Here is a 20,444-nt window from a genome sequence, read left to right as displayed (position 1 = left end):
TGGTTTGGAGGGCAAAATCTGGCCCTCCCTTTTTATTTGGTCAATTTTCACTACATAGTTTGTGCCTCTCACAACATCATTCATGGATCTCACTTCATAATTTCCTGTCCTCACGACATTTTTTGGGAATAAATAGGTAACTCTTTAAACTTAATCTATTCTCTCTACATAATTTGAACCTCTCACTACATAATTCCAGCATTTCACTACTTAATTTCCGGTCCTCACGACATTTTGGAATAAATCGCGTTAAAATACCCTATTTTTCCATTTACTGATTATATGAAACTATTAGACTCGTCATTTCGTCTTTTATAGTGATATAATTTTTCAAAAACAAGAAAGGAATTTCGAGCTTTGAAACGAAAAAGAAAAAGAATACGAATAAAACGAGTATTACCTTTATTAGTTCTCGTGATTACCATAGTGGTTATCTTTTATAATAAAACGAATTCTGATACTCCGAAACCAGCGATAGCAAAGGATGGTCCAATGCCGACTGATCTTCATCCTGTCGTGAAGGAGCGGGCCAATCTGCTAATCCAGCAGGCTGCCAAAAAAGGGATTGTCGTTGTTATTACAGACGGTTTTCGCAGTGCCGAGGAGCAAGACAGTCTTTATGAACAAGGCCGTACCACAGAGGGAGCCGTTGTAACCCATGCAAAGGGAGGCGAATCTTATCACAATTACGGACTGGCGATTGATTTTGCGCTGAAGACGCCTTCGGGAGACGTGGTGTGGGATCGGGAATATGATCGGAATGGAAACTCGAAGTCCGATTGGACCGAGGTCGTCCAAATGGCGAAAAAGCTGGGGTTTGAATGGGGCGGAGATTGGGCCAAATTTAAGGATTATCCTCACCTTGAAATGAATTTTGGCTTAACGATTGCTGACCTGCAGAATGGGGAACGACCAGATTCCTCCTTGGTTGCGGGACCCAATCCAGGCGAACAGTGATTTTCACTATTCGCCTGCGGGTTGTTTTGGGCAAATTTTTACGAAAACAGATTTTAGTAGTACTGGTGCTCATTTATTATTATTGGATAGATTTTTCGTTAGAAGTGGATGGTTTTGTAATATGCTTTCTACTTCTTCATATCCCTCTAGAAATGCAAAGTTATATCTAGCTGGCAGCGCAAAAACATATTTATTATTTTCTCCCAGCTTTGTTGGACCAATAGGTGCAGCTCCAATATGAAATTCCCCTTTTTCAAGTGAGGCCCATTGATCAAGCGTAAAAATCATAATAGGGATATCCTGTCTCGGGTTCGCCTCCGTCCAACCTGGGTGTCTAATTAAAAGGATTTTGCCACTCTCAATTATTTTATTTTGTTCAGTTGAAATACCTTCCCAAGTATCCGTTACAATCTGGTAACCCTCCCAACCCTTCGGTAACGCAAAGGTGAATCCATATTCTGTATTTTCATAAAGATTAGTTTCTGTTGATTTTTGATCAGCTGGGTTCTTATTATCATTTTCCTCTTTGTTTTTATCTATTGTCACAGGTTCTTTCGTTTGTTCCCCTTGCTTATTTGAATTAGAACTTGATAGTTTATCCTCAATTAACGGAATAGCTAGAACGGCGAATAACATGAAGGCAGCAACACTAGCCAAACCTACTAAGATCTTTTTCATTATTGCAGCTCCCCTTTTCTTGTTATCATATGAACTTGCAAATTGTAATAGGTTTTCATGGATTTTATCTTGGGTATCTTTTGTAAAATTTTTATCATAATCGGGTTCTGGTAATGAGTGAATTTTTCTCTCTACATCATAAAATTTCTCATCATTTTTCATAGAGAGTATCCTCCAATACTTTTTTGTAGTGTCTTTAACGCACGATGATAGGTTATTCGAACCTTATTTTCATTCCAATTCAATATGGTTGCTGTTTCAGATACAGAAAGTTCTTTAATCCCTCTCAAGAGAATGACATCTCGATAATTTGTTTTTAAAGATTGGATTGCTTGATAAAGCAACCTATTATTTTCATTTAATTGGAGAATTTCCTCCGGTGTTTCCTTATCCTTTTGCTCCTCCGAGAACCAAATCATTTGCTTCGTCCTTGAACGTTTCCTTTTCCTAATTTCATCTATTCCCACATGGCGCGCAATCGAAAAAAGCCAGGTTTTAGGACTTGATTTTCCCTGATAAGTATCAAAGCCTTTAATGGCTCGGATAAAAACTTCCTGCACCAGATCTTCTACATCACTTGACCCGATGTAATAAACTAAAAAATGGTATATATCTTTGTTATACAAGTAAAACCACTCCGAAATTGTGTTGCTAATCATCAGCTGGTCAACTCCATTTTTCCTCCGATTTTTTAATCCCGCAAATTAGTCGAATTAGCGCAATATTTATTTCACTTCTCACAATATTTATTTTGTATTAAGTTAACACGAAAACCTACGCGCCGGGTTAGTGAAAAAATATTTTCTTATTAGCTAAATAAAAGGAAAACCCCTCCTACATCTCGAATAAAATTAACAGTATGATTATCGTTTGAAAGGAGATCGTTCATGTCCAATACAATCGTTGAAAGCGTTTACGGTAAATTACAGGGAGAACAGATTGATGGAGTTTATTCGTGGAAAGGGATTCCCTTTGCAAAGCCGCCAGTCGGTCCGCTTCGGTTCCGCGCTCCAGAGCTGCCTGATTCTTGGGAAGGTGTTCGGGATGCAACCTCCTTTTCACCGGTTGCAGCGCAAACTCAAAAAGAAATAATGGAGTTTTTCGGGAATGACGTCTCGAATGTGAGTGAGGATTGCCTATACCTAAATGTATGGTCACCGGGAGCAGATGATAAAAAACGTCCCGTGATGGTTTGGATTCACGGTGGTGCTTATGTTACTGGATCTGGATCTGGCCATTGGTATGATGGAGCTTCGTTTGCTACTAAAGGCGATGTTGTCGTCGTGACAATTAATTACCGGCTGGGGGTATTTGGTTTCCTTCACCTTGGCGAAATTGGCGGTGAGGAATATGCCACTTCCGGGAACTGCGGTATCCTTGATCAGGTAGCTGCACTGCATTGGGTGCAGGAGAATATTGCGGCTTTCGGCGGCGATCCGAATAACGTAACTATTTTTGGAGAATCGGCAGGGGCCATGAGTGTTGGTGTATTGCTAGGATTCCCTTCAGCTCAAGGTCTTTTCCAAAAAGCAATCCTGCAAAGCGGCGCGGCAGCAAACGTTCATCCTCCTGCAACCGCAACAAAGGTGGCAGGCGCCATTCTAGCGGCTTTACAAATAGAAGCATCCAATCTGTCAAAATTGGAGGAATTGCCAGTTGAACAGTTGCTTCAAGCTGCTGATGTTCTCCCGTCAATGAGCTTGGGACCGGTTATTGATGGCGTATCCCTGCCAAAACATCCACAATTGGCGATAGCCGAAGGTTCAGCAAAAGATATCCCGGTTTTAATTGGTACCAACAAGGATGAATTTAATATTTTCAGTGTCTTTGACCCTGAGTGGAAGGATGCAGATGAGGCAAAGGTCAAGGCGATATTTGAAAAAACCTTTGGACCGCTTGTGCCTCTTATTGCAAACTTTAATCCTGAACCACTAAGCCAAGATCTATTCAATAAACTGCTGACCATTCATATTTTTACATACCCTGCGCAAAAACTGGCAGAATTGCAGGGTAATCAGGGTGCGCCGGTTTGGATGTATCGCTTTGATTGGGAGACACCGGTATTTGACGGCGCCCTTAAGGCAACACATGCGTTAGAGATTCCATTTGTCTGGAACACATTGGATAAACCGAATACGACAAACTTCACGGGCACCTCTCCTGAGCGGCAGCAGGTAGCGGATCAAATGCATCAGGCCTGGATTAATTTTGCACGTAACGGTAACCCAAATACCGACGCCCTTCCTTCGTGGCCAAAGTATGATTTGAATTTCCGGCCAACGATGATTTTCAACCTGGAGAGTGCTGTCGTCAATGACCCTAACCGGGCAGAACGGATGATTTGGGAACAAGCAGCAATGGTGATGAAACCGTAAGAGTCTATAGGAAAAATGGAATCTTATGAAAGCAGTGTGGATCTGAGAAACGCACTGCTTTTTGTGCATGTATTTTACCCGTGAGCGTAGGAAAAGTGTGGTCCCTGTAAAAATAGGTGGTCTATTTTGCCCGTGAGCGTAAAAAAAGAGTGCTCTCGGTAAAAATAAGCCGGCTATTTTGCCCTTGAACCCATGAAAACAGTGCTCTCGGTAAAAATAGGATGGCTATTTTACCCGTGAGCCTAAGAAAAGAGTACTCCTGGTAAAAATAAAGCCGGCTATTTTGCCCGTGAGCCTAAGAAAAGAGTGCTCCCGGTAAAAATAGGACGGCTATTTTACCTGTGAGCGTAAGAAAACTGGAGCCACGGTAAAAATAGGTCATCTATTTTACCCCAAAAAAATTTTGCCTAATAAAAGCCGACGAGACCATTTATACGTTACAAAAGGTACTAGTTTACCTGATGTGTGTTAATTTTAGCGCCAGCTTATCTACAAAGCTTCCAATAATGATACCTATTGTGTAACGAAGCAAATCCACCATCAGAAAACCATGCCCCAATACCAGCGCCCCAAGCACTGTCCCCCGAATCTGGTTAATCCAGCCTGCCTGATATAACTGGCTGAATTCAATCCCGAAGCTAAAGATTAAGCTGAGCAAAATAGCAGTGAGAATGTTTTTTCGTATCAGCAAAAAGCGGAATCCGAAATAGACCATCATGGCCCACAAGGCATCCCCAGCGTTTTCGGATAGAAATGTCGGCAGGAAATGGCTGTATTTTCTGGAGGCAAGGCCAAGTATTATAACCACCAAAATCGTTATTGAATAAATTACTCTTTTTTTAGAATGCAATGGAATCACTCTTTTGTGTTTTATATAAGTATTAATACTAGAAACAAGACTTTGTTACCATGGAGGCGTTATATGAATTTTAACATAGAGGAAGCAATTGAGGTTTTGGAGCGTACGCCGAAAACATTGGAGTATTTTTTGTCTGGGATATCCAATGGCTGGCTTCAATGCAATGAAGGCGAAGGAACCTGGAATGCAAGGCAAGTTATCGAGCACCTCATTGTGGCTGAGAAAACCAATTGGATACCGAGGTTGGAGTTTATTCTCAAGGGAAATAAGGATAAATCATTTCCGGAATTCGACCGATTTTCGCATCTTAAAAATGACTCTGAAAGATCGCTGAGGAATGTTTTTAGGGATTTTCAAGAGATTAGATCTTTGAATATAACTAAGCTAAAATCACTTGTTGTCTCAGAAAGGCAGCTTGAATTAACAGGTTTCCACCCTGCATTTGGTGAGGTGCGGGTCCGTGAGCTGCTCTCTACCTGGGTTGTGCATGATTTGACTCATATTTCTCAAATAGTCCGGGTAATGGCCGAGAGGTATAGAGTGGACGTTGGACCTTGGCAGGAGTATTTAGGAATACTTAATTCAAAAAAATAACAAATATATATAATAAGATTTAAAAGGCACCTTCCCTAACGAAAGGTGCCCTTCATTCGATTAAACAACCATTTTATACAACCTTTGATGGATTAGTATTTAATGTTGATGGATTTTCATAATGTTTCGGGCGAACTGCCAGCCACACCAAACCGCCGAACACAAGCAGAATCAACCCGCATACCTGGAATGCATGATGGAAACCTGCTGCTTGACTGGCTGAATGTCCAATCAGCCACCCTGTTACATACGGACCGGCAATGCCGCCCAGTGAGGTCAAAGCCATAAACCATCCTTGAATTTTCCCTTGGTGTCTAGGTGAAACCAAATCAACTAAAATAGCTGGTCCCATTACAAGCGTGATACATCCGAACGTTAAACCTAGTGATAATAAGGCAATCGCTAAAATATTTGAGCTGACTAATGTCCCTAGGAAGTAGCAGACAGCCCCTGCCGCCATAACAGGTCCAAGGACAAAGATCCGGCCCTTTACCATGCTGTTCGTCTTATGATAAATACGGTCCGAAATGGATGAAAACGTGATTTGCGACAATGTAATCATAATCCACGGCAGAGCTACCACGATACTTAAGGTTTCTTTACTTAGATGGCGGACATTTTCCAGATAGTTTGGAAGCCAGTTTAGTCCAATCGTAAATGACCAATAAGTCGCAAACCCGCATAGAGCAACAAAGATAAAGTTTTTCGAAAATAGCACAGAGGTGAATTTTGTTTCGTTCTGGGCGGTACCGGCAGCAGCTTTACCTTTGGCTGGGAATGGCTCGTCTTGTGTAACCGCTTTCTCCTTTGCGCTAAATAACCACGCAATAATCCAAATAAACCCGACTGCCCCTGTCGCAATAAATGCTGAACGCCAGCCAAAGTTCATGATAAGATGCATTAAAACCGGTGCTGAAATTGCGACTCCAAGCGGGCCGCCGACTGAAACAAGTGTTAAACCGATCCCCAATTTTTCCTTAGGCAAATACTTTGAAGCCGCTGTCATCGCCAGCGAATAGGATGGACCTTCCCCAGCCCCCAAAATAATTCTTGTTACCAACAAATAAGTAAAACTGCTGACAAAGATGGTGGAGAATTGAACAATGGACCAAACGGCAACCATACCGGCAATGACCTTTTTAGCACCGATTTTATCTGCCAAGGTGCCTCCCAAAACAGCTGCAAGTGAATATAGCAGGAAGAACACACTGCCCACAATCCCCCACTGCTCTGGAGACAGTCCCAGTTCCTTCATAATCGGAACCGAGGCAAACCCAATAATTGCCTTATCCGCATTACTAATCACCGTTAACAAAAATAATAGAAAAATAATAACCCATGTTTTTTTCGAAACTCCACTTTTCTTTTGCTCCATATACGGACCTCCTTAAATTTCTCCCATATTAAAGTGCTTTACAAGGACCCTTCCACCCCCTCAAATGGAAAGGTCCTTTCCCCTTTTTACTTAAATGAAACTTCTACTTTCCCGATATGCGAAAATCCAGCCGTGAACCGATCCCCTTTTTCGGCCACAACAGCTGCGGATAGTGCACCAGATAAAATGACTTCTCCCGCTTTCAAAACGACATTGTACTCGGATAATTTATTGGCCAGCCAGGCGACACATTCGGCGGGATGGCCCAATACGTCCGAGCCATATCCTGTATTGACCAGCTCGCCATTTTTAAATAGATTCATTTCAATCGACCGCAGGTCAATATCCGATAAGGCATAGCGATCATCGCCAATCACAAACAACCCGCTCGACGCGTTATCGGCAACCGTGTCCGCCAAGGTAATCTTCCAATCGGTAATCCGGCTGTCGACAATCTCCAAAGCAGGAGCGATGTACGCTGTCGCTGCCAGAACATCCTCTACCGTAACATTTGGTCCTGTTAAATCCTTGTTCAGGATAAAAGCAATCTCACCTTCCACTTTTGGCTGGAACAAATCATTTAACGTGATGGTCCCTTGATTGCTTACTTCCATTGTATCCAGCAAATGGCCGTAATCCGGCTGATCGACACCCAGAAGCTGCTGCATGGCAACAGAGGTTAAGCCAATCTTCTTTCCGACGATTTTCTGCCCTGCTTGGACCTTCTCGCCAATCATTTGCAACTGGACTTGATAGGCCTCATCAATCGTCAAATCGGGATACAATTCAGTTAGTGGTGCAATGGATTTCTTGGACTCTTCTGCCTGCTTTAACTGCTCGTATACATACTGAACACGATGAATGACTTGATTGCTCATTGAAAAAACCCCTTTTATAAAAAATAGAGCACTATTTGTTAGATTCAAAATCCTGTGAAACTATGAATCAACTCAATAGTGCTCTCAAATGTTGTCAGATTATTTTGCTGCTACCGCCGAGTCTTCCTGCTTGGCTGCTTCATTGTTGTTTTTTAATAAAAAGTCTGTTAAAACAGCGTTAAACTCTTCAGGTTTCTCCCATTGCGGCCAGTGTCCTGCATCTTTGATGACAACCAATTCACTGTTTGGAATCATATCCTGGATTGGTTTAGCTTCCTCAACAGTTGAAGTTGGGTCGTGATCTGTCCAGGCCAGCAATGTCGGTACATTGATTTTCCCGCACCATGACGGATCCCAGCTGTATAGCTTCCTTACCTCGATATCCTGCAGGCAGACGATATGATGAACCGCTTCTTGATAACTAGGCTGTGTATAAATTTTGTACCGGGACTCGATTAGTTCCTCAGTTACTTGGCTTTTATCGTACATTAACCACTCAAGTCTCGTTTTCACATTTTCATAGTTTGCTTCTAGAACTGCTTTTAACGTAGAATCCTTCAACCGCTGCATGACTTCAGGCTTGTTGTTGACGTTGCCTGGCGTGTTCAGTACCATCGCCTTCACATATTCCGGATGCTCAGCCGCAAACCAGGCTGCCACCCAGCCGCCTAACGACTCCCCTGAAAGATATACTTCTGATAAGCCTAATGCTTGAATCACGCCTAATAAATGCTCGCTGTAAAAATCAATCCCGTATTGGCGGTCTGGCTTCGCAGTGTAACCGTGTCCTACCATATCAATGACAATGACACGGAAGTTTTCTCGTAAGCCTCTGATATTTCGTGCATAGGCCTCGATATGACCGCCGGTGCCATGCAGGAGAATCAACGGCTCCCCATTTCCGGATTCCAGCACTCTTGTTTTAATTCCATTAGCGTCTACATAATAGAGCTTATATTCTAAATCTGCTAATTCTGTCCAGATTGTCATTTCAATTTCCCCTTTTGTAGTAAATTGGCATGATAACTATAGCTATTAAACTCCGACTTCTTGCTGGCCTGATGTGTCAGGTTGTTTCTGGTCAACCGGCTGGCTGAATTGAACAATCGCCATCCCTGTTACCCATTCTGGAATTGGCTCATAGCAGGCCACACTTGCATCAAAGTTCTGCAGCACACCAAGCAGCACAAGCCAGTTGTGGATTTCCTGACCGCCGTTGCCTAAGTTCTCCTCGATAAAAGCAGCACTCCAGTTTCTTAATGTGGAGTAGTCCTTTTCGGTCACCAGTCGTAAAAATTCGCGGTCAACCTGTTCGTTAACAGGACCTGATTTAAGTTTAGTTACATTGGTTTCCCGCAGCTTTAAATACTGGTCAAGCTGGTCAATTTCCTGGCGCCCATTTTTTAAAACATTCACCAGGAATTGATCTTCCGGCTTTTCGCTCTCGATTTTCGGAATTGGCACCCAGTGCGATAAACCGCCTGATGCGACAATCGCCACCTTCAAATCCTGATCCCATGACTCAATCGCTTTGCGGACAACTTCGCCGATTTGGAAACAGCGGTCCATCGTTGGCAGCGGCGGTGCTGACGTATTGACCGCAATCGGAACAACTGGAATTTGCAAATCCGGATTTAAGAAATAAATTCCTTGCGTATGCCCGTGGTCGACCTTCATTTTTAAGGTAAACGCGAAATCAACGTTGTTTTCTAGGCTGGTGTGAAGAATGTGCTTCGCTAATTCCTGCTGGACCGAGATTTGGTACTTAGGAATCAGCCAGTCTCCCCAGCCTTCACATTCACCAATCCCAATCGTAAAGGATGGCATATGGTCATAGAAATAACTGTTAAAATGGTCGTCAGATATTAAGACAATCACATCTGCACCGGATTGTTCGAGGTACTTTTTCATTTCGGCTGCCGTATTGATGAAACGCTGCCCTTTCTCGCCGCCTCCTGCTTCATTGGTCATAATCATCGGGCTATGCGACATCGCGACACCTGCAACAATTTTAGCCATTTGCTTCCGCTCCTTTTCGTTTCATTATTTTTAAGAAATTCGTAATTTCCTAGATTGTGTGATTTCCTGCTGCCAGACAATCGAAAGCTTTCCTTTGAAAAATAAAGGAATCTCATCTGTAGGTTTGATTGTTGTTCCATCAGCCATGACGGTCACTTCCCGATGGACCGTACCGCTGTTATTTTTTAATACGACCTGATAGCAGCCGGGACACGGGAGGGTGTAATGCGTTTGCACCGTGAAGGCCGCTCCATTCCATTCACACTGTGTTTCATAGAATCGGCCAAGAAACTCTGGAAGTTCTGCCACCCGGCCGCCTAACAGCCGCTCCCGAATGCAGGTCGAACTGATTTTTTCGCCCCGCAGCTCTACTTTTGCTACCTTCGTAACGTCAATCCGGCCGCCGGAGTCTTGTTTCAAACGATCCAAATTGCCGGCACCGCGGGAGCCATAGGAAAAATCAAATCCGGCCACGGCATGAATAATCTGAAGACCATTCAAATATTCCGATACAAACTTCTCCGGTGAAAGCCCCGCGAACTCTTCACTAAATTCCACTATATAAAAAGTATCGACGCCCATTTCCTGAAGCATTGCCTGTTTTTCCGAAAGCGGCATTAGATAATGCACATGAACTTTTCCCTTTGAAATCACTGTTTTTGGATGGGGAAAGAAGCTCATGACGGAAAGCCGCACTTGTTGTTCTTTCGCCTTTTGATAGGCAGCATTAATCACTGCACAATGGCCTTGATGGAGACCATCGAAACAGCCAAGTGCCATAACGTTCGGACTCGCCTTTTTCTGCCATTCTGCCAAATTACGCTGGTTTAAATGAATCGTTTCCATAATGGTCTCCTCCCAAGTTTTCTAGATGGTTACTGGCTGTTCGGCAACTAATGAACGGTACTTGCCGCTGTAGAAAACCAACGGCTCTTTATCTTCGAGATGAATATCGGTTACCCTGCCAATAAACAAGGTGTGGTCGCCTTCCACATGCTCAGCAGAAACCTCGCAGGCCACCTGTGCCACAGCCCCAGCCAATACTGGCTTTCCATCAAGGCGTCCAAAGGCCACTTCCTTATGCTCTTTTAACTGTCCAGCAAAAATCATCGATAACTCCTGCTGATCGGCTGCCAGGATATTTACTGTGAAAATTTTGCTTTCCTTGATTTTGTTCAAGATTTTAGCTTTTTCACCGATAGAAACTACAACGAGCTTTGGATCCAGCGACACGGACATGAACGCATTTGCTGTCATTCCATGAATGTCCCCTTCTAGTTCGGTTGCAATCACGGTCACCCCAGTTGCAAACTTGCCCATTGCTGTGCGAAATTGACGATCATCCATTTTAAAATCCTCCTTTTAAATGTCCTAGAAAAATTATCCCCTTACGCCGCTTTCAAAACCAAACAGGTCTTTGCCGTACGCAGCGACAGCATCTTCGTAAAGTGAAGTTTTATGTGTAGCAACAGCCATGATATCCCGCAAGAACAATTCCATTGGGCCGCCTTTATACAATGCGCCACCGCCAAGTGTCAGCAATGATCTAACGGCAATATCGACACATAGCTTAATGGCTTTCGTACGAATCGCGAAGAATTCTGAAGGCGGTGTTTGGCAGCCGTCTTTTTCATAATTGACAAGCAGATTAATATATTTATCCATTAAGCTTTCAGCAACATGGAAATCAGTTGTCATTTCAGCAAGTACCCGCTGGCTTCTTGGTGACTCACTTTCCCTTACACCATCCATTAAGCGGACGCGTTTTTCCGTCAAGGTCTTAAACTCCTTCAGCATCCGCTCTGCTCCGCCAAGTGCCATGTAACCAAATCCAATATAGAAGGATGGGAAGAATGGAATATGATAGAAAGGATATTCTGTATCATAGTCATCTAAAGGCGGTCTCCTATTCTGCTCGGCCTGATCCAGCCTTAAGATGCGCTCCATTGGCACATATACATTATCGGCAATGATTTGGTTGCTGCCCGAACCTCTGAGTCCGAATGTATCCCAGTTCTGGACAATTTCTACTTCAGATGTTTTTAACATTGGCAGGCAGTAGACTGGTTTTTCCGTCTCTGGGAACTGAATCATAACCCCGACACCGACCCAGTCACTATAGCTAATCCCGCTGACAAAGCTCCATTTACCGCTGATTCGGTAACCGTCACCGTCTCGTTCTGCTTTTCCTAGTGCCGCAAAGATATCGGCAATTAATCCGCCCGAATTGATGATTTCGTCTGCGCCTTTTTCAGGAAGAAATGCCGGCAGCATGTTGTGAAGCGGGTACAGATACGTCAGCCATGCGGCAGAAATATTATAGTTGGCCACCTTACGGACAACTTTTGCGAACGTTTTCAAATCTGCCTGTGGGCCGCCGTATTTTTTTGGAAGCATCATCCGTGCAATTTGTGTTTCTTTCATCAGGTCCACCACGTTTTGCGAAATGGTGGCGTTTTTCTCCGCTTCGGCTGCCTCCTGTTCAGCTAGTTGGCCGATTCGTTCCGCGCCAGCTAGTAAATCCTCCACAGTAAGGGATTCTCCTTTTAATAATTGACTTGCCATTTTTCTACACCCCTTTATATTTTTTTAAAAATTTAATTATGGACCGTGTCCGTTGGTAAATAAAATTTGGCATCGCTTACATTTGTAATTCGACAAAGTTTTTACTATTAGCAACTTATAAATAAAGTTTAATACAATTTCAAATATTCCGACTAGAACAACAATTGCTCATGTTTTTGATTTAAATAGACAAAAATTGTTCATTAGCGATAAGGCAGCAATTTGAGTAAAACAGAGCATGGAATTTTTACCGTACTGACCTTGGCTATGGTCACCCGACCCCTTTATTGGTTACCCGACTGACAGATTTTTCTTCGCTTGGGGCATCCATTCCCTTTATTGATTACCGTACCGACGGGTATTGCTTCGCTTCGGGCATCCATTCCCCTTATTGGTTACCGTACCGACGGGTTTTGCTTCGCTTCGGGCATCCATTCCCCTTATGGGTTACCGCACCAACGGACTTTGCTTCGCTTCGGGCATCCATTCCCCTTATGGGTTACCGCACCGACGGGTTTTGCTTCGCTTTGGTCACCCATACCCCTTATGGGTTACCGTACCGACGAGTTTTGCTTCGCTTGGGGCATCCATTCCCTTTATTGATTACCGTACCGACGGGTTTTGCTTCGCTTCGGGCACCCATTCCCCTTATTGGTTACCGTACTGATGGGTTTTGCTTCGCTTGGGGCATCCATTCCCCTTATTGGTTACCGTACTGATGGGTTTTGCTTCGCTTGGGGCATCCATTCCCTTTATTGATTACCGTATCGACGGGTTTTGCTTCGCTTCGGGCACCCATTCCCCTTATTGGTTACCGCACCGCCTGATTCCTCATGACTATGGGCACCCGTACAAAGCAATAAACTATTCCTTCCTTTTTAAAGCGGTGAAGCGACAATCTAATAGGAAACAGCCTAAAATTAGAACGTAAAAAAACCATCCGGCATTGAGCCGGATGGCATTTTAGTCAAATGTAATTTCCCCTATTGCGATTAATGACTTTATGATTAGAAGCAGTTGATGCATTTCATGGGGTTCTCTAATATCCTTTTCTAGCAAGTTTTCAATTCGGCTGATACGATGCCGGAGACCGCTCATCGACAAGGCCAGGTCTTGCATTGTTTGCTCAAGCTTACCTCCGTTCAGCAGAAAGCTATACAATGTTTTCAGTAGTTCCAGCATTTTAGGGTCCTCAAAACGATAAAGCGGACCAAGCTCCTGCTCGGCAATCATTTTGATCCCGCTGATATTCTTTGAGTTAATCAGCACCCCTACGATCCCTAATGACTGGAACTGCACAATCTTCTTCTTAACTGCTAGTCTTATAGCTATAGCCGCTTCCTCATAACATCTGGACGCTTGGCCAATATCCTCTCCTCGGCGGCTGATGCCCAGTTTAAAATGACCTTGGGGAAATTTCTGATTCATATAATTGAAGTATTGTTGCATGACGTCATCGATTGTCTTGTTTTGGAGGGTCTCCGTTGTGATTAGTAAAACCATGCTGCCGTCCCGGTGTCCAGCCAAGATATTTTGCTTTTTATTTTTAAAATAACGGAATGTCGATTCGAAAATTTGTTCCTCTAAAAGAAAGTCATCTTCAATCGAGCCTTGCGTTTTCCCATATTCCATTACGGCTATATAATAGTGTTTCTCGAGGTTTACACCAGTATATTTCCCCCGCTTGATCATCTCACTGGCAGGAAGTCTCCCCTCCAGGATTTGTTCGAGGAAACTGCCTTTCATTCTTTCAAATGTCTCAAACTTCGTTTTTTCATTTAAGAGAATCAGTGAGGATGCATTGGCAAACCGGTCTAAAAACAAATAATCTTCTTCTTGATAATGATTGTTGATATCTTCATAGAGAAAGGAACAATAACCGATGACTTCTTTTTGTAATAGAATCGGCGTAATCAGACGTTCTTGAATGGATGTTTTAATGATTTTTTTTCTAAAAGGCAATAACGGGTTTGTGTGAAATTGTGTTTTTTGAAGGTAATTTTCCATATCAGTTTTTAAAAGTAAATATTGTTCTTGTTCCAAGCCTGAATAGGTAATCGTGCTATGGACTGCATCTTCAACAATAATCGGGATTTTTACCGTCTCATAGACCATGTCGGCAATGGTTTGCAAGTCAGTGCCGTTGATAATTTCTTCAGTTAACTGATTTTGGAAATGGGCTAAACGGGTGACGATATTTTTCTGGTCAAGCAATTGATCATAGGTCAACTCAAGTTCTTTTACAATTGGGGTTTCATTGTAAAAATCGAGTGCATCCTCTTCCTGAAGTTCCTGTTCCCATTCTTTCTTTGGCTTTATCACCCAGCGGCACTCTGAATCTCCCTTACCTACACATGTGGTCTCTCTCGCCAAAAGTGTCTCCCCAAATATCGTTGACATAAAACCGCTCGCAAAACCAATCAGTGTATGACACACGGGACCATTTGACTTTCCGATTCCTTTTAGATGCTCGACAGCCTCATAGGAATCGTACCAAGTTCCATAGGAATAAAAATTCTTGATTCTCTTATTTTTATCTAATTCATAGGTGCAATCATGTTTAATCCCGCTAATATGGCCATTTTGGATATGAATAATCGGTCCATGTTTAATGAGATATTCCAACGATGATCCGGATTCGAGGGCTTCTTTCGCCACTTTGACACCCATTTCCCAGCCATAATGAAACAAGAATCCCTTAATCCGTTTAATGCCAATATTTTTTGCAAGCTGCTTCCTAAGGATCCCAAAGACAGACGCAGATGTGATAATCTTGCGGTCTTCTATAACGGCCTCTTGGCTATAATTTTCTGCTGAAATTCTAACGCTCATGCCATCACATCCTGTTTGATAATAAAGTGAACATTTCATTAAAAAAGGAAATTGTGACTTGCCTATTATTTGCCCGCTAATTACAAAACTTAGGATTGTAAGCGCAAACATATACCATTATTCTATTAGAAAAATTCGAATATATCAAAATAATTATACCTGGAAGTTTAATATTGCCTTTACTATGAACTTGGAATATTCCAACACCATAAAGAGGAAAATAATGAAAAAACGTTAATAGAGTATTGTAATGACCCTTTTGTTCCACTTTAAAGGGTCATATGGTACTCTCTGTAGAGACAGTGATTAGAAAGAGGGATCATTATTAACATTTTGTGGGATTTCGATGGAACGCTTTTTGACACCTATCCAGCACTGGTCGAAGGATTTGTTCAGTTGGCCCAGCAGGAACTTGACCGCGGTGAGGTATTAAAATGGCTAAAAAAGGATTCTAAAACGGCCTTTAAACATTATGGAATTGATGAGAGCCGGAGGGGTGAGTACCAAACGTCTTTTAATTATTTTTCCAAAAGGATCAGCAGGCCATTTGATGGCGTTGAGGATGCTTTAGCAGCTGTTGAGAACAATGTAATTGTGACTCACCGCGATAAGGAATCCACCATTTATCTACTGGAGAAATTTCATTTATTAAAATACTTTAAGGACATTGTTTCCGTTGAAGAACAGGGCTTTACTAGAAAACCTCATCGCTCGTCATATGAATATGTCCTTAAAAGCCATCACATTGATTTGGTAGTTGGAGACCGGGAACTGGATTTAATTCCTGCAAGAGAGTTACAGATCAAAACTGTCGCCTTTCAGAATCGAAACATTGAAGCGGATTTTCATATTGAGAGCTATGCGGATTTTATTCCGATGGTTCTCAATAGGCTGTAGGAAAACGAATTCTGTTCATATTTTTTTAATGCAGGTTTAACAATTTGCTAACATCTATAACACTGTTTATTAACATCGGACCGTTATAGTATTCAGTAGAGGGGATGGCATGCGTGGCCATCACGGTATTTGGCGTAGGTGGAGCCGATACTTTACTGTTTCTGTCTTCCCTTGTGATAACGTAGAAAAAGCTATCCTTAAATGAAATTTGACCTCAAACTTTACAGTCTTTTTTTTGTAAAAGCAAATGGCTCAGTCGACTGGGCCATTTGCTTTTTTTCTTTTCCCCAAAAAAGCTAAATTATCATTAAACCCAACCTCAAACCCCTGGAAATATAGTAAAATTTAGGTAATAACTTACTGCTTGAAAGGAGGAAACTCCACCATGCCAGATTGGTCGTATCACACCATCTTCAAGCCGATTCTTCAAAAACTTCCGCCGTCGTTCAGCCGGGAGTTTATTCACCGCGGAATGAGCCTGTTATCGTCCTCAAGAATAGGTGAAGCATTGATAGAATTTCTTGGCCACATGGCCACTTCAAAAAAACTGGAGAAAACATTGTTCGGTGTTCAAATTGCTTCGCCTGTTGGTCTAAGCGGGCAAATCGATCCCCAATTATCGGGACTGAAGGCTTTTCAGAACCTTGGCTTTGGCTTCATTGAGATTGGCCCGGTTTCGATACAGGGTTCAGCAAGTTCAGAAGAACTTCATATTGACCTAAAACAGAAACAAATATCGAGAAATCCTGACTTATCGATAATGTTAACTACAGTTAAGAAGCAGCTACACTCTGTTAAGAAAAAGAAGGTACCTTTTTTTATAAGAGCTGATGGGAACTCTACAGAGATAGAGCAGATATGCGAAGAACTCCTCCCTTATAGCAATGCCTTTATTATCAACTGCCATACGTTTGAATCAGCCAACCAATATGAACTTTTTCAAAAAAAATTTAATAAACCCGTTATACTGTCTTGTTCAGCGGAACAAATCGAAAAACTAACATACTACCAACCTAGCGGAATACTACTTGAAGGTTTTCCTTCACTTGATGCACTTGCTGCTATAAGGAAAACAGTTGGTGACAACGTGCCGATTATCACCTCAGGCGGGATCCGCGAGCCGGCAGATGCGGTTACATTATTGGAAAACGGTGCTTCCCTTGTCATGTTAGGCTATGAATATGTATTTGCTGGACCCGGTCTCCCTAAGCGGATTAATGAAGTGTACTCCCACACGTTACCGAAAGAATCAGTGCAGATTCATGGATGGCTTTGGTATTGGCTATTTGGTTTGGCCATTACCATTGCAGGGTTCATTGCCCTATTTTTCAGTATGACAGCAATTATCCTTCCATATGATGAAGGCTTTTTAGGCATCATGAGAAGCGACATTTTAAATTTCAATCCTGCCATTTTATACTTCATGGCGCACGACCGGATGACTCTTTCCGGGACCATGATATCGGGCGGAATCATCTACATGCAGCTGGCGAGGCGTGGCATAAGAAACGGCCTGCATTGGGCCAGAAAAGCTGTGAATATTGCGGGGATTATTGGTTTCCTTGGAATTTTTCTATTTATCGGCTACGGGTATTTCGATTGGCTTCATGGACTGTTTTGGCTTATTTTATTGCCGTTATTTATTTTTGGATTTGTAAAAACAAGAAATGCCAAAGAAGCGCCATCCAGTACCAACCTATACAATCATCGATTCTGGAAATGGAGCTTAATCGGGCAGCTATCCTTCGTCATATTAGGGTTTGCTTTAACGGTTGGCGGAGTCGTCATCTCCGTAATCGGCGCATCCAGTGTGTTTGTGCCGACTGATCTTGAATATATATGCCTTTCGCCAGATTTGCTGAATGAATTTAATGAACGTTTAATCCCTGTTATCGCCCATGACCGGGCTGGGTTTGGCAGTGCCCTGCTAAGTGTGGGACTGCTTGTATTGATGCTTGCCCTGTGGGGAATTCGCGAAGGGGAACGCTGGGCCTGGTGGACCTTCACCATCGGGGCCATCCCCGCCTTTTTATCCGGGTTGATCACTCATTTTATTATTGGCTATACCGATTTTGTCCACTTATTACCTGCATATATTGCAGTTATTCTTTACATGCTAGGAGTCATTTGCACTGCTCCGTTTTTATTGATGCACCGGGACGGTTCTCATGCTTCTGATGCATGAGAACCGTCCCCATGTGTCTAAACGCAAGTAAACGATTGAATTTGCCGTAGGTTTATTCCGAAATACATCCATCTAAATCCAGTCCATCTGTACCCTGCGACTGAGTTACGTCCGACAAATATTGGATAGAACCAAAATTGCTCAAAACCTCTTAGCCATATATAGGTGTATCTGAACAAACATCTTCTAATACCGCCTGGATCAACTGCAAATGCTTCAACTTGCTGTTGTGTCTGTGTGGGAACAAAGGATGGCGGTGGTGACGCTGGCGGTCCAACTTGCGGGACTTGCCCTGGTGGTCCCATGGGCGGTCCTGCTCCTGGGCCTTGACCCGGTGGGGCCGTAGGCGGTCCCGCTCCTGGACCTTGACCGGGTGGGGCAAATGGTGGTGAAAAGCCAGGTGCCCCTGATGGTGGTCCCATTGGTGGGCCAAATTGTCTTTCATAAGGGTTCATTTGGTAATAATACTCCTCTGGAAATGGAGTTGAATACACATGAATTTCCTGAGCATATGGATTGTTATTATACTGAGTTATAGAATTAGGATACATAAAATGCACTCCTTTCTTTAAAGACCTACATCATCATATTCTTTAGTCATTGACCTATCAACTTGTTCTCTCAAAAATGGGCATCACCTATAAAAATGTTATTCATTCCTACGATATTTGTCCCAATCAGTAATCTCACAGAAAAAGACATCCTATGTTAAAATTTATTTAAGAGACATCTTTTTCCAATGCGCTTCTACCTTTTTGAAAAATGAAGGAGGTACACCAATGAATACATGGATAAAAAACGGATTTTCTATATCTACTAATAAAGACTATTTAGATATTGATGCCATTCACAAATTTTTAAGCGAAGAAGCATACTGGGCATTGGGCAGGCCAAAGGAAACTATAAAAAAGTCCATTGACAATACAACCTTATGTTTTGGCGTCTATAAAGGGGATGTCAGCAAAGGCGATGTAGAGCAGGTTGGCTTTGCAAGGGTCGTCTCAGACTTGACGATATTTGCATATCTCGCAGATGTGTTCATTGTACCCGAATACCGGAAATTAGGTTTGTCCAAATGGTTAATGGAAGTGATCACCAACCACCCAGACCTGCAAAACGTCCGCAGGTTTATGTTAGTCACAAATGATGCCCACACCCTGTATAGCCAATTCGGTTTCAAAGCGATTGATCACCCAGAACGGTTTATGGAAAAATTTCGAGGATGACACATGGGGACGGTTCTCGTGCATCAGATGCACGAGAACCGTCCCCATGATTCAATTTTTATAGAATAGGAGATTTCTATGAACAAAATAAATTTTTCAATCGTGGATGTTTTTTCGCAAGGGAAATATACAGGGAACCAGCTTGCTGTTTTCAAAAATGCGGGTAATCTTTCAGACCGGGAAATGCAGCAAATCGCGAAGGAAATGAATTATTCGGAGTCTACTTTTATTCTATCTGACCAAACAAAAGACGGCGGCTATGATGTTCGCATCTTCACCCCCAATGAAGAGGTGCCTTTTGCCGGTCATCCGACGCTGGGAACTGCCTATGTTATCCAACATGAGCTATTAAAGGAACCTGCAGAATCGCTTACGCTAAATTATAAGGCTGGCCCGATTCCCGTCTCGTTTGTTGCAAACGAAGGCCTTATTTCGATGAAACAAAATAAACCTGTCTTCGGAAAGATATTAGAGACCGACCCAGTTTGTGGTGTCTTACAGATTGAGAAGGATGCGATTGATGAGCGATTCCCCATCCAAGAGGTTTCCACTGGGCTTCCTGTCATTCTTGTCCCTTTAAAAAATCTGGACGCTGTCAAAAGAGTAAAGATTAATTTAGAAAAATATTATGAGTTGATTGAGAATACGGAGGCAAAAGCGATTATGGTATTTGCTCCTGAAACGTATCATCCAGAAAATCAGGTAAATGTTCGTGACTTTGCAGATTATTTTGGGGCGCCGGAAGATGCTGCTACGGGCAGTGCAAATGGATGCTTGGCTGCCTACCTGGTAAAATACCGATTTTTCCAAACAAGCGAAATCAATATAAGGGTCGAACAGGGATATGAAATGGGCAGACCCTCTTTATTGTTTTTAAAGGCGGATGAGCAAAACGGCGAAATCAACATTTCTGTTGGAGGAAAGGTTGAAAAAATCGCCCAGGGTGAATGGCTGCTTTGATGCACGGGGACGGTTCTCATGCACAAATGCACAAGAACCGTCCC

The 20,444-nt window shown here is 42.7% G+C and carries 19 protein-coding genes; 7 read left to right on the top strand and 12 right to left on the bottom strand.

The window, feature by feature from the left end; all coding sequences use genetic code 11:
- Positions 1-357: 357 nt before the first annotated feature.
- Complete coding sequence (locus QNN06_RS05630) at positions 358-957, top strand: M15 family metallopeptidase (protein WP_249366694.1); 600 nt, start codon at positions 358-360, stop codon at positions 955-957.
- Positions 958-1,026: 69 nt separating this feature from the next.
- On the opposite strand, the gene QNN06_RS05625 is transcribed toward QNN06_RS05630, so the two are convergent.
- Together QNN06_RS05625 and QNN06_RS05620 are read right to left on the bottom strand one after the other, a co-directional pair.
- On the bottom strand, positions 1,027-1,797 hold the full coding sequence (locus tag QNN06_RS05625; RefSeq protein WP_213118403.1) for a hypothetical protein: 771 nt from the start codon (positions 1,795-1,797) through the stop codon (positions 1,027-1,029).
- Positions 1,794-2,294, bottom strand: coding sequence for an RNA polymerase sigma factor (locus tag QNN06_RS05620; RefSeq protein ID WP_213118404.1), 501 nt, complete (start codon positions 2,292-2,294; stop codon positions 1,794-1,796). Before QNN06_RS05620 ends, QNN06_RS05625 begins: the two co-directional genes overlap by 4 nt.
- A gap of 228 nt (positions 2,295-2,522) precedes the next feature.
- Between QNN06_RS05620 and QNN06_RS05615 the strand changes: the two genes are divergently transcribed.
- Entirely contained in the window at positions 2,523-4,010 is a 1,488-nt protein-coding gene (locus QNN06_RS05615; RefSeq protein WP_284037203.1) for a carboxylesterase/lipase family protein, read from the top strand.
- A gap of 454 nt (positions 4,011-4,464) precedes the next feature.
- Here QNN06_RS05615 and QNN06_RS05610 read toward each other — a convergent pair whose 3' ends face one another.
- Entirely contained in the window at positions 4,465-4,869 is a 405-nt protein-coding gene (locus tag QNN06_RS05610; protein ID WP_284037202.1) for a ribosomal maturation YjgA family protein, read from the bottom strand.
- A 63-nt stretch (positions 4,870-4,932) separates the two neighbouring features.
- Between QNN06_RS05610 and QNN06_RS05605 the strand changes: the two genes are divergently transcribed.
- Positions 4,933-5,463 (top strand): DinB family protein, encoded by a 531-nt coding sequence (locus QNN06_RS05605; protein ID WP_284037201.1) that lies wholly within the window; start codon positions 4,933-4,935, stop codon positions 5,461-5,463.
- 73 nt (positions 5,464-5,536) lie between these two features.
- Here QNN06_RS05605 and QNN06_RS05600 read toward each other — a convergent pair whose 3' ends face one another.
- From QNN06_RS05600 to QNN06_RS05565, 8 genes are all read right to left on the bottom strand, one after another.
- Entirely contained in the window at positions 5,537-6,838 is a 1,302-nt protein-coding gene (locus tag QNN06_RS05600; RefSeq protein ID WP_284037200.1) for an MFS transporter, read from the bottom strand.
- Positions 6,839-6,924: 86 nt separating this feature from the next.
- Positions 6,925-7,716, bottom strand: a complete 792-nt coding sequence (locus QNN06_RS05595) for a 2-keto-4-pentenoate hydratase (protein WP_213118411.1) — start codon at positions 7,714-7,716, stop codon at positions 6,925-6,927.
- A 99-nt stretch (positions 7,717-7,815) separates the two neighbouring features.
- Positions 7,816-8,706: an alpha/beta fold hydrolase gene (locus tag QNN06_RS05590; RefSeq protein ID WP_213118412.1), complete on the bottom strand. Its 891-nt coding sequence runs from the start codon at positions 8,704-8,706 to the stop codon at positions 7,816-7,818.
- Positions 8,707-8,751: 45 nt separating this feature from the next.
- The gene (locus QNN06_RS05585) at positions 8,752-9,735 is read right to left on the bottom strand and encodes a DODA-type extradiol aromatic ring-opening family dioxygenase (RefSeq protein ID WP_284037199.1); all 984 of its coding nucleotides are present in this window, start codon (positions 9,733-9,735) and stop codon (positions 8,752-8,754) included.
- Between the two features lie 30 nt (positions 9,736-9,765).
- Entirely contained in the window at positions 9,766-10,581 is an 816-nt protein-coding gene (locus QNN06_RS05580; protein WP_284037198.1) for an FAD synthetase family protein, read from the bottom strand.
- A gap of 21 nt (positions 10,582-10,602) precedes the next feature.
- The gene (locus QNN06_RS05575) at positions 10,603-11,082 is read right to left on the bottom strand and encodes a flavin reductase family protein (protein ID WP_284037197.1); all 480 of its coding nucleotides are present in this window, start codon (positions 11,080-11,082) and stop codon (positions 10,603-10,605) included.
- Positions 11,083-11,115: 33 nt separating this feature from the next.
- Positions 11,116-12,300: an acyl-CoA dehydrogenase family protein gene (locus QNN06_RS05570; protein WP_284037196.1), complete on the bottom strand. Its 1,185-nt coding sequence runs from the start codon at positions 12,298-12,300 to the stop codon at positions 11,116-11,118.
- 963 nt (positions 12,301-13,263) lie between these two features.
- Entirely contained in the window at positions 13,264-15,132 is a 1,869-nt protein-coding gene (locus QNN06_RS05565; protein ID WP_284037195.1) for a V4R domain-containing protein, read from the bottom strand.
- A gap of 333 nt (positions 15,133-15,465) precedes the next feature.
- Here QNN06_RS05565 and QNN06_RS05560 point away from each other — a divergent pair, with 333 nt between their 5' ends.
- Together QNN06_RS05560 and QNN06_RS05555 are read left to right on the top strand one after the other, a co-directional pair.
- Positions 15,466-16,029: an HAD-IA family hydrolase gene (locus tag QNN06_RS05560; RefSeq protein WP_249366696.1), complete on the top strand. Its 564-nt coding sequence runs from the start codon at positions 15,466-15,468 to the stop codon at positions 16,027-16,029.
- Between the two features lie 385 nt (positions 16,030-16,414).
- Positions 16,415-18,214: an alpha-hydroxy-acid oxidizing protein gene (locus tag QNN06_RS05555; protein WP_284037194.1), complete on the top strand. Its 1,800-nt coding sequence runs from the start codon at positions 16,415-16,417 to the stop codon at positions 18,212-18,214.
- Between the two features lie 17 nt (positions 18,215-18,231).
- Here QNN06_RS05555 and QNN06_RS05550 read toward each other — a convergent pair whose 3' ends face one another.
- Positions 18,232-18,765 carry a hypothetical protein gene (locus QNN06_RS05550; RefSeq protein ID WP_284037193.1) on the bottom strand — a complete coding sequence of 178 codons (534 nt, stop codon included), beginning with the start codon at positions 18,763-18,765 and terminating at the stop codon, positions 18,232-18,234.
- A gap of 228 nt (positions 18,766-18,993) precedes the next feature.
- On the opposite strand from QNN06_RS05550, the gene QNN06_RS05545 reads away from it, so the two are divergent.
- Both QNN06_RS05545 and QNN06_RS05540 read left to right on the top strand, forming a co-directional pair.
- Entirely contained in the window at positions 18,994-19,440 is a 447-nt protein-coding gene (locus tag QNN06_RS05545) for a GNAT family N-acetyltransferase (RefSeq protein WP_213118419.1), read from the top strand.
- Between the two features lie 78 nt (positions 19,441-19,518).
- Complete coding sequence (locus QNN06_RS05540) at positions 19,519-20,400, top strand: PhzF family phenazine biosynthesis protein (RefSeq protein ID WP_284037192.1); 882 nt, start codon at positions 19,519-19,521, stop codon at positions 20,398-20,400.
- Positions 20,401-20,444 lie beyond the last annotated feature (44 nt).

It is taken from the genome of Neobacillus sp. 114, from assembly GCF_030127045.1.
Taxonomy (GTDB): domain Bacteria; phylum Bacillota; class Bacilli; order Bacillales; family Cytobacillaceae; genus Neobacillus; species Neobacillus rhizophilus.
This window is presented reverse-complemented; position numbering and strand designations above follow the sequence as displayed.

Coding starts and splice junctions, on each gene's coding strand:
- QNN06_RS05625 (WP_213118403.1), bottom strand. CDS start 1,797: ATGAAAAATGATGAGAAATTTTATGATGTAGAGAGAAAAATTCACTCA.
- QNN06_RS05590 (WP_213118412.1), bottom strand. CDS start 8,706: ATGACAATCTGGACAGAATTAGCAGATTTAGAATATAAGCTCTATTAT.
- QNN06_RS05580 (WP_284037198.1), bottom strand. CDS start 10,581: ATGGAAACGATTCATTTAAACCAGCGTAATTTGGCAGAATGGCAGAAA.
- QNN06_RS05605 (WP_284037201.1), top strand. CDS start 4,933: ATGAATTTTAACATAGAGGAAGCAATTGAGGTTTTGGAGCGTACGCCG.
- QNN06_RS05600 (WP_284037200.1), bottom strand. CDS start 6,838: ATGGAGCAAAAGAAAAGTGGAGTTTCGAAAAAAACATGGGTTATTATT.
- QNN06_RS05555 (WP_284037194.1), top strand. CDS start 16,415: ATGCCAGATTGGTCGTATCACACCATCTTCAAGCCGATTCTTCAAAAA.
- QNN06_RS05550 (WP_284037193.1), bottom strand. CDS start 18,765: ATGTATCCTAATTCTATAACTCAGTATAATAACAATCCATATGCTCAG.
- QNN06_RS05575 (WP_284037197.1), bottom strand. CDS start 11,082: ATGGATGATCGTCAATTTCGCACAGCAATGGGCAAGTTTGCAACTGGG.
- QNN06_RS05545 (WP_213118419.1), top strand. CDS start 18,994: ATGAATACATGGATAAAAAACGGATTTTCTATATCTACTAATAAAGAC.
- QNN06_RS05570 (WP_284037196.1), bottom strand. CDS start 12,300: ATGGCAAGTCAATTATTAAAAGGAGAATCCCTTACTGTGGAGGATTTA.
- QNN06_RS05565 (WP_284037195.1), bottom strand. CDS start 15,132: ATGAGCGTTAGAATTTCAGCAGAAAATTATAGCCAAGAGGCCGTTATA.
- QNN06_RS05595 (WP_213118411.1), bottom strand. CDS start 7,716: ATGAGCAATCAAGTCATTCATCGTGTTCAGTATGTATACGAGCAGTTA.
- QNN06_RS05615 (WP_284037203.1), top strand. CDS start 2,523: ATGTCCAATACAATCGTTGAAAGCGTTTACGGTAAATTACAGGGAGAA.
- QNN06_RS05540 (WP_284037192.1), top strand. CDS start 19,519: ATGAACAAAATAAATTTTTCAATCGTGGATGTTTTTTCGCAAGGGAAA.
- QNN06_RS05585 (WP_284037199.1), bottom strand. CDS start 9,735: ATGGCTAAAATTGTTGCAGGTGTCGCGATGTCGCATAGCCCGATGATT.
- QNN06_RS05620 (WP_213118404.1), bottom strand. CDS start 2,294: ATGATTAGCAACACAATTTCGGAGTGGTTTTACTTGTATAACAAAGAT.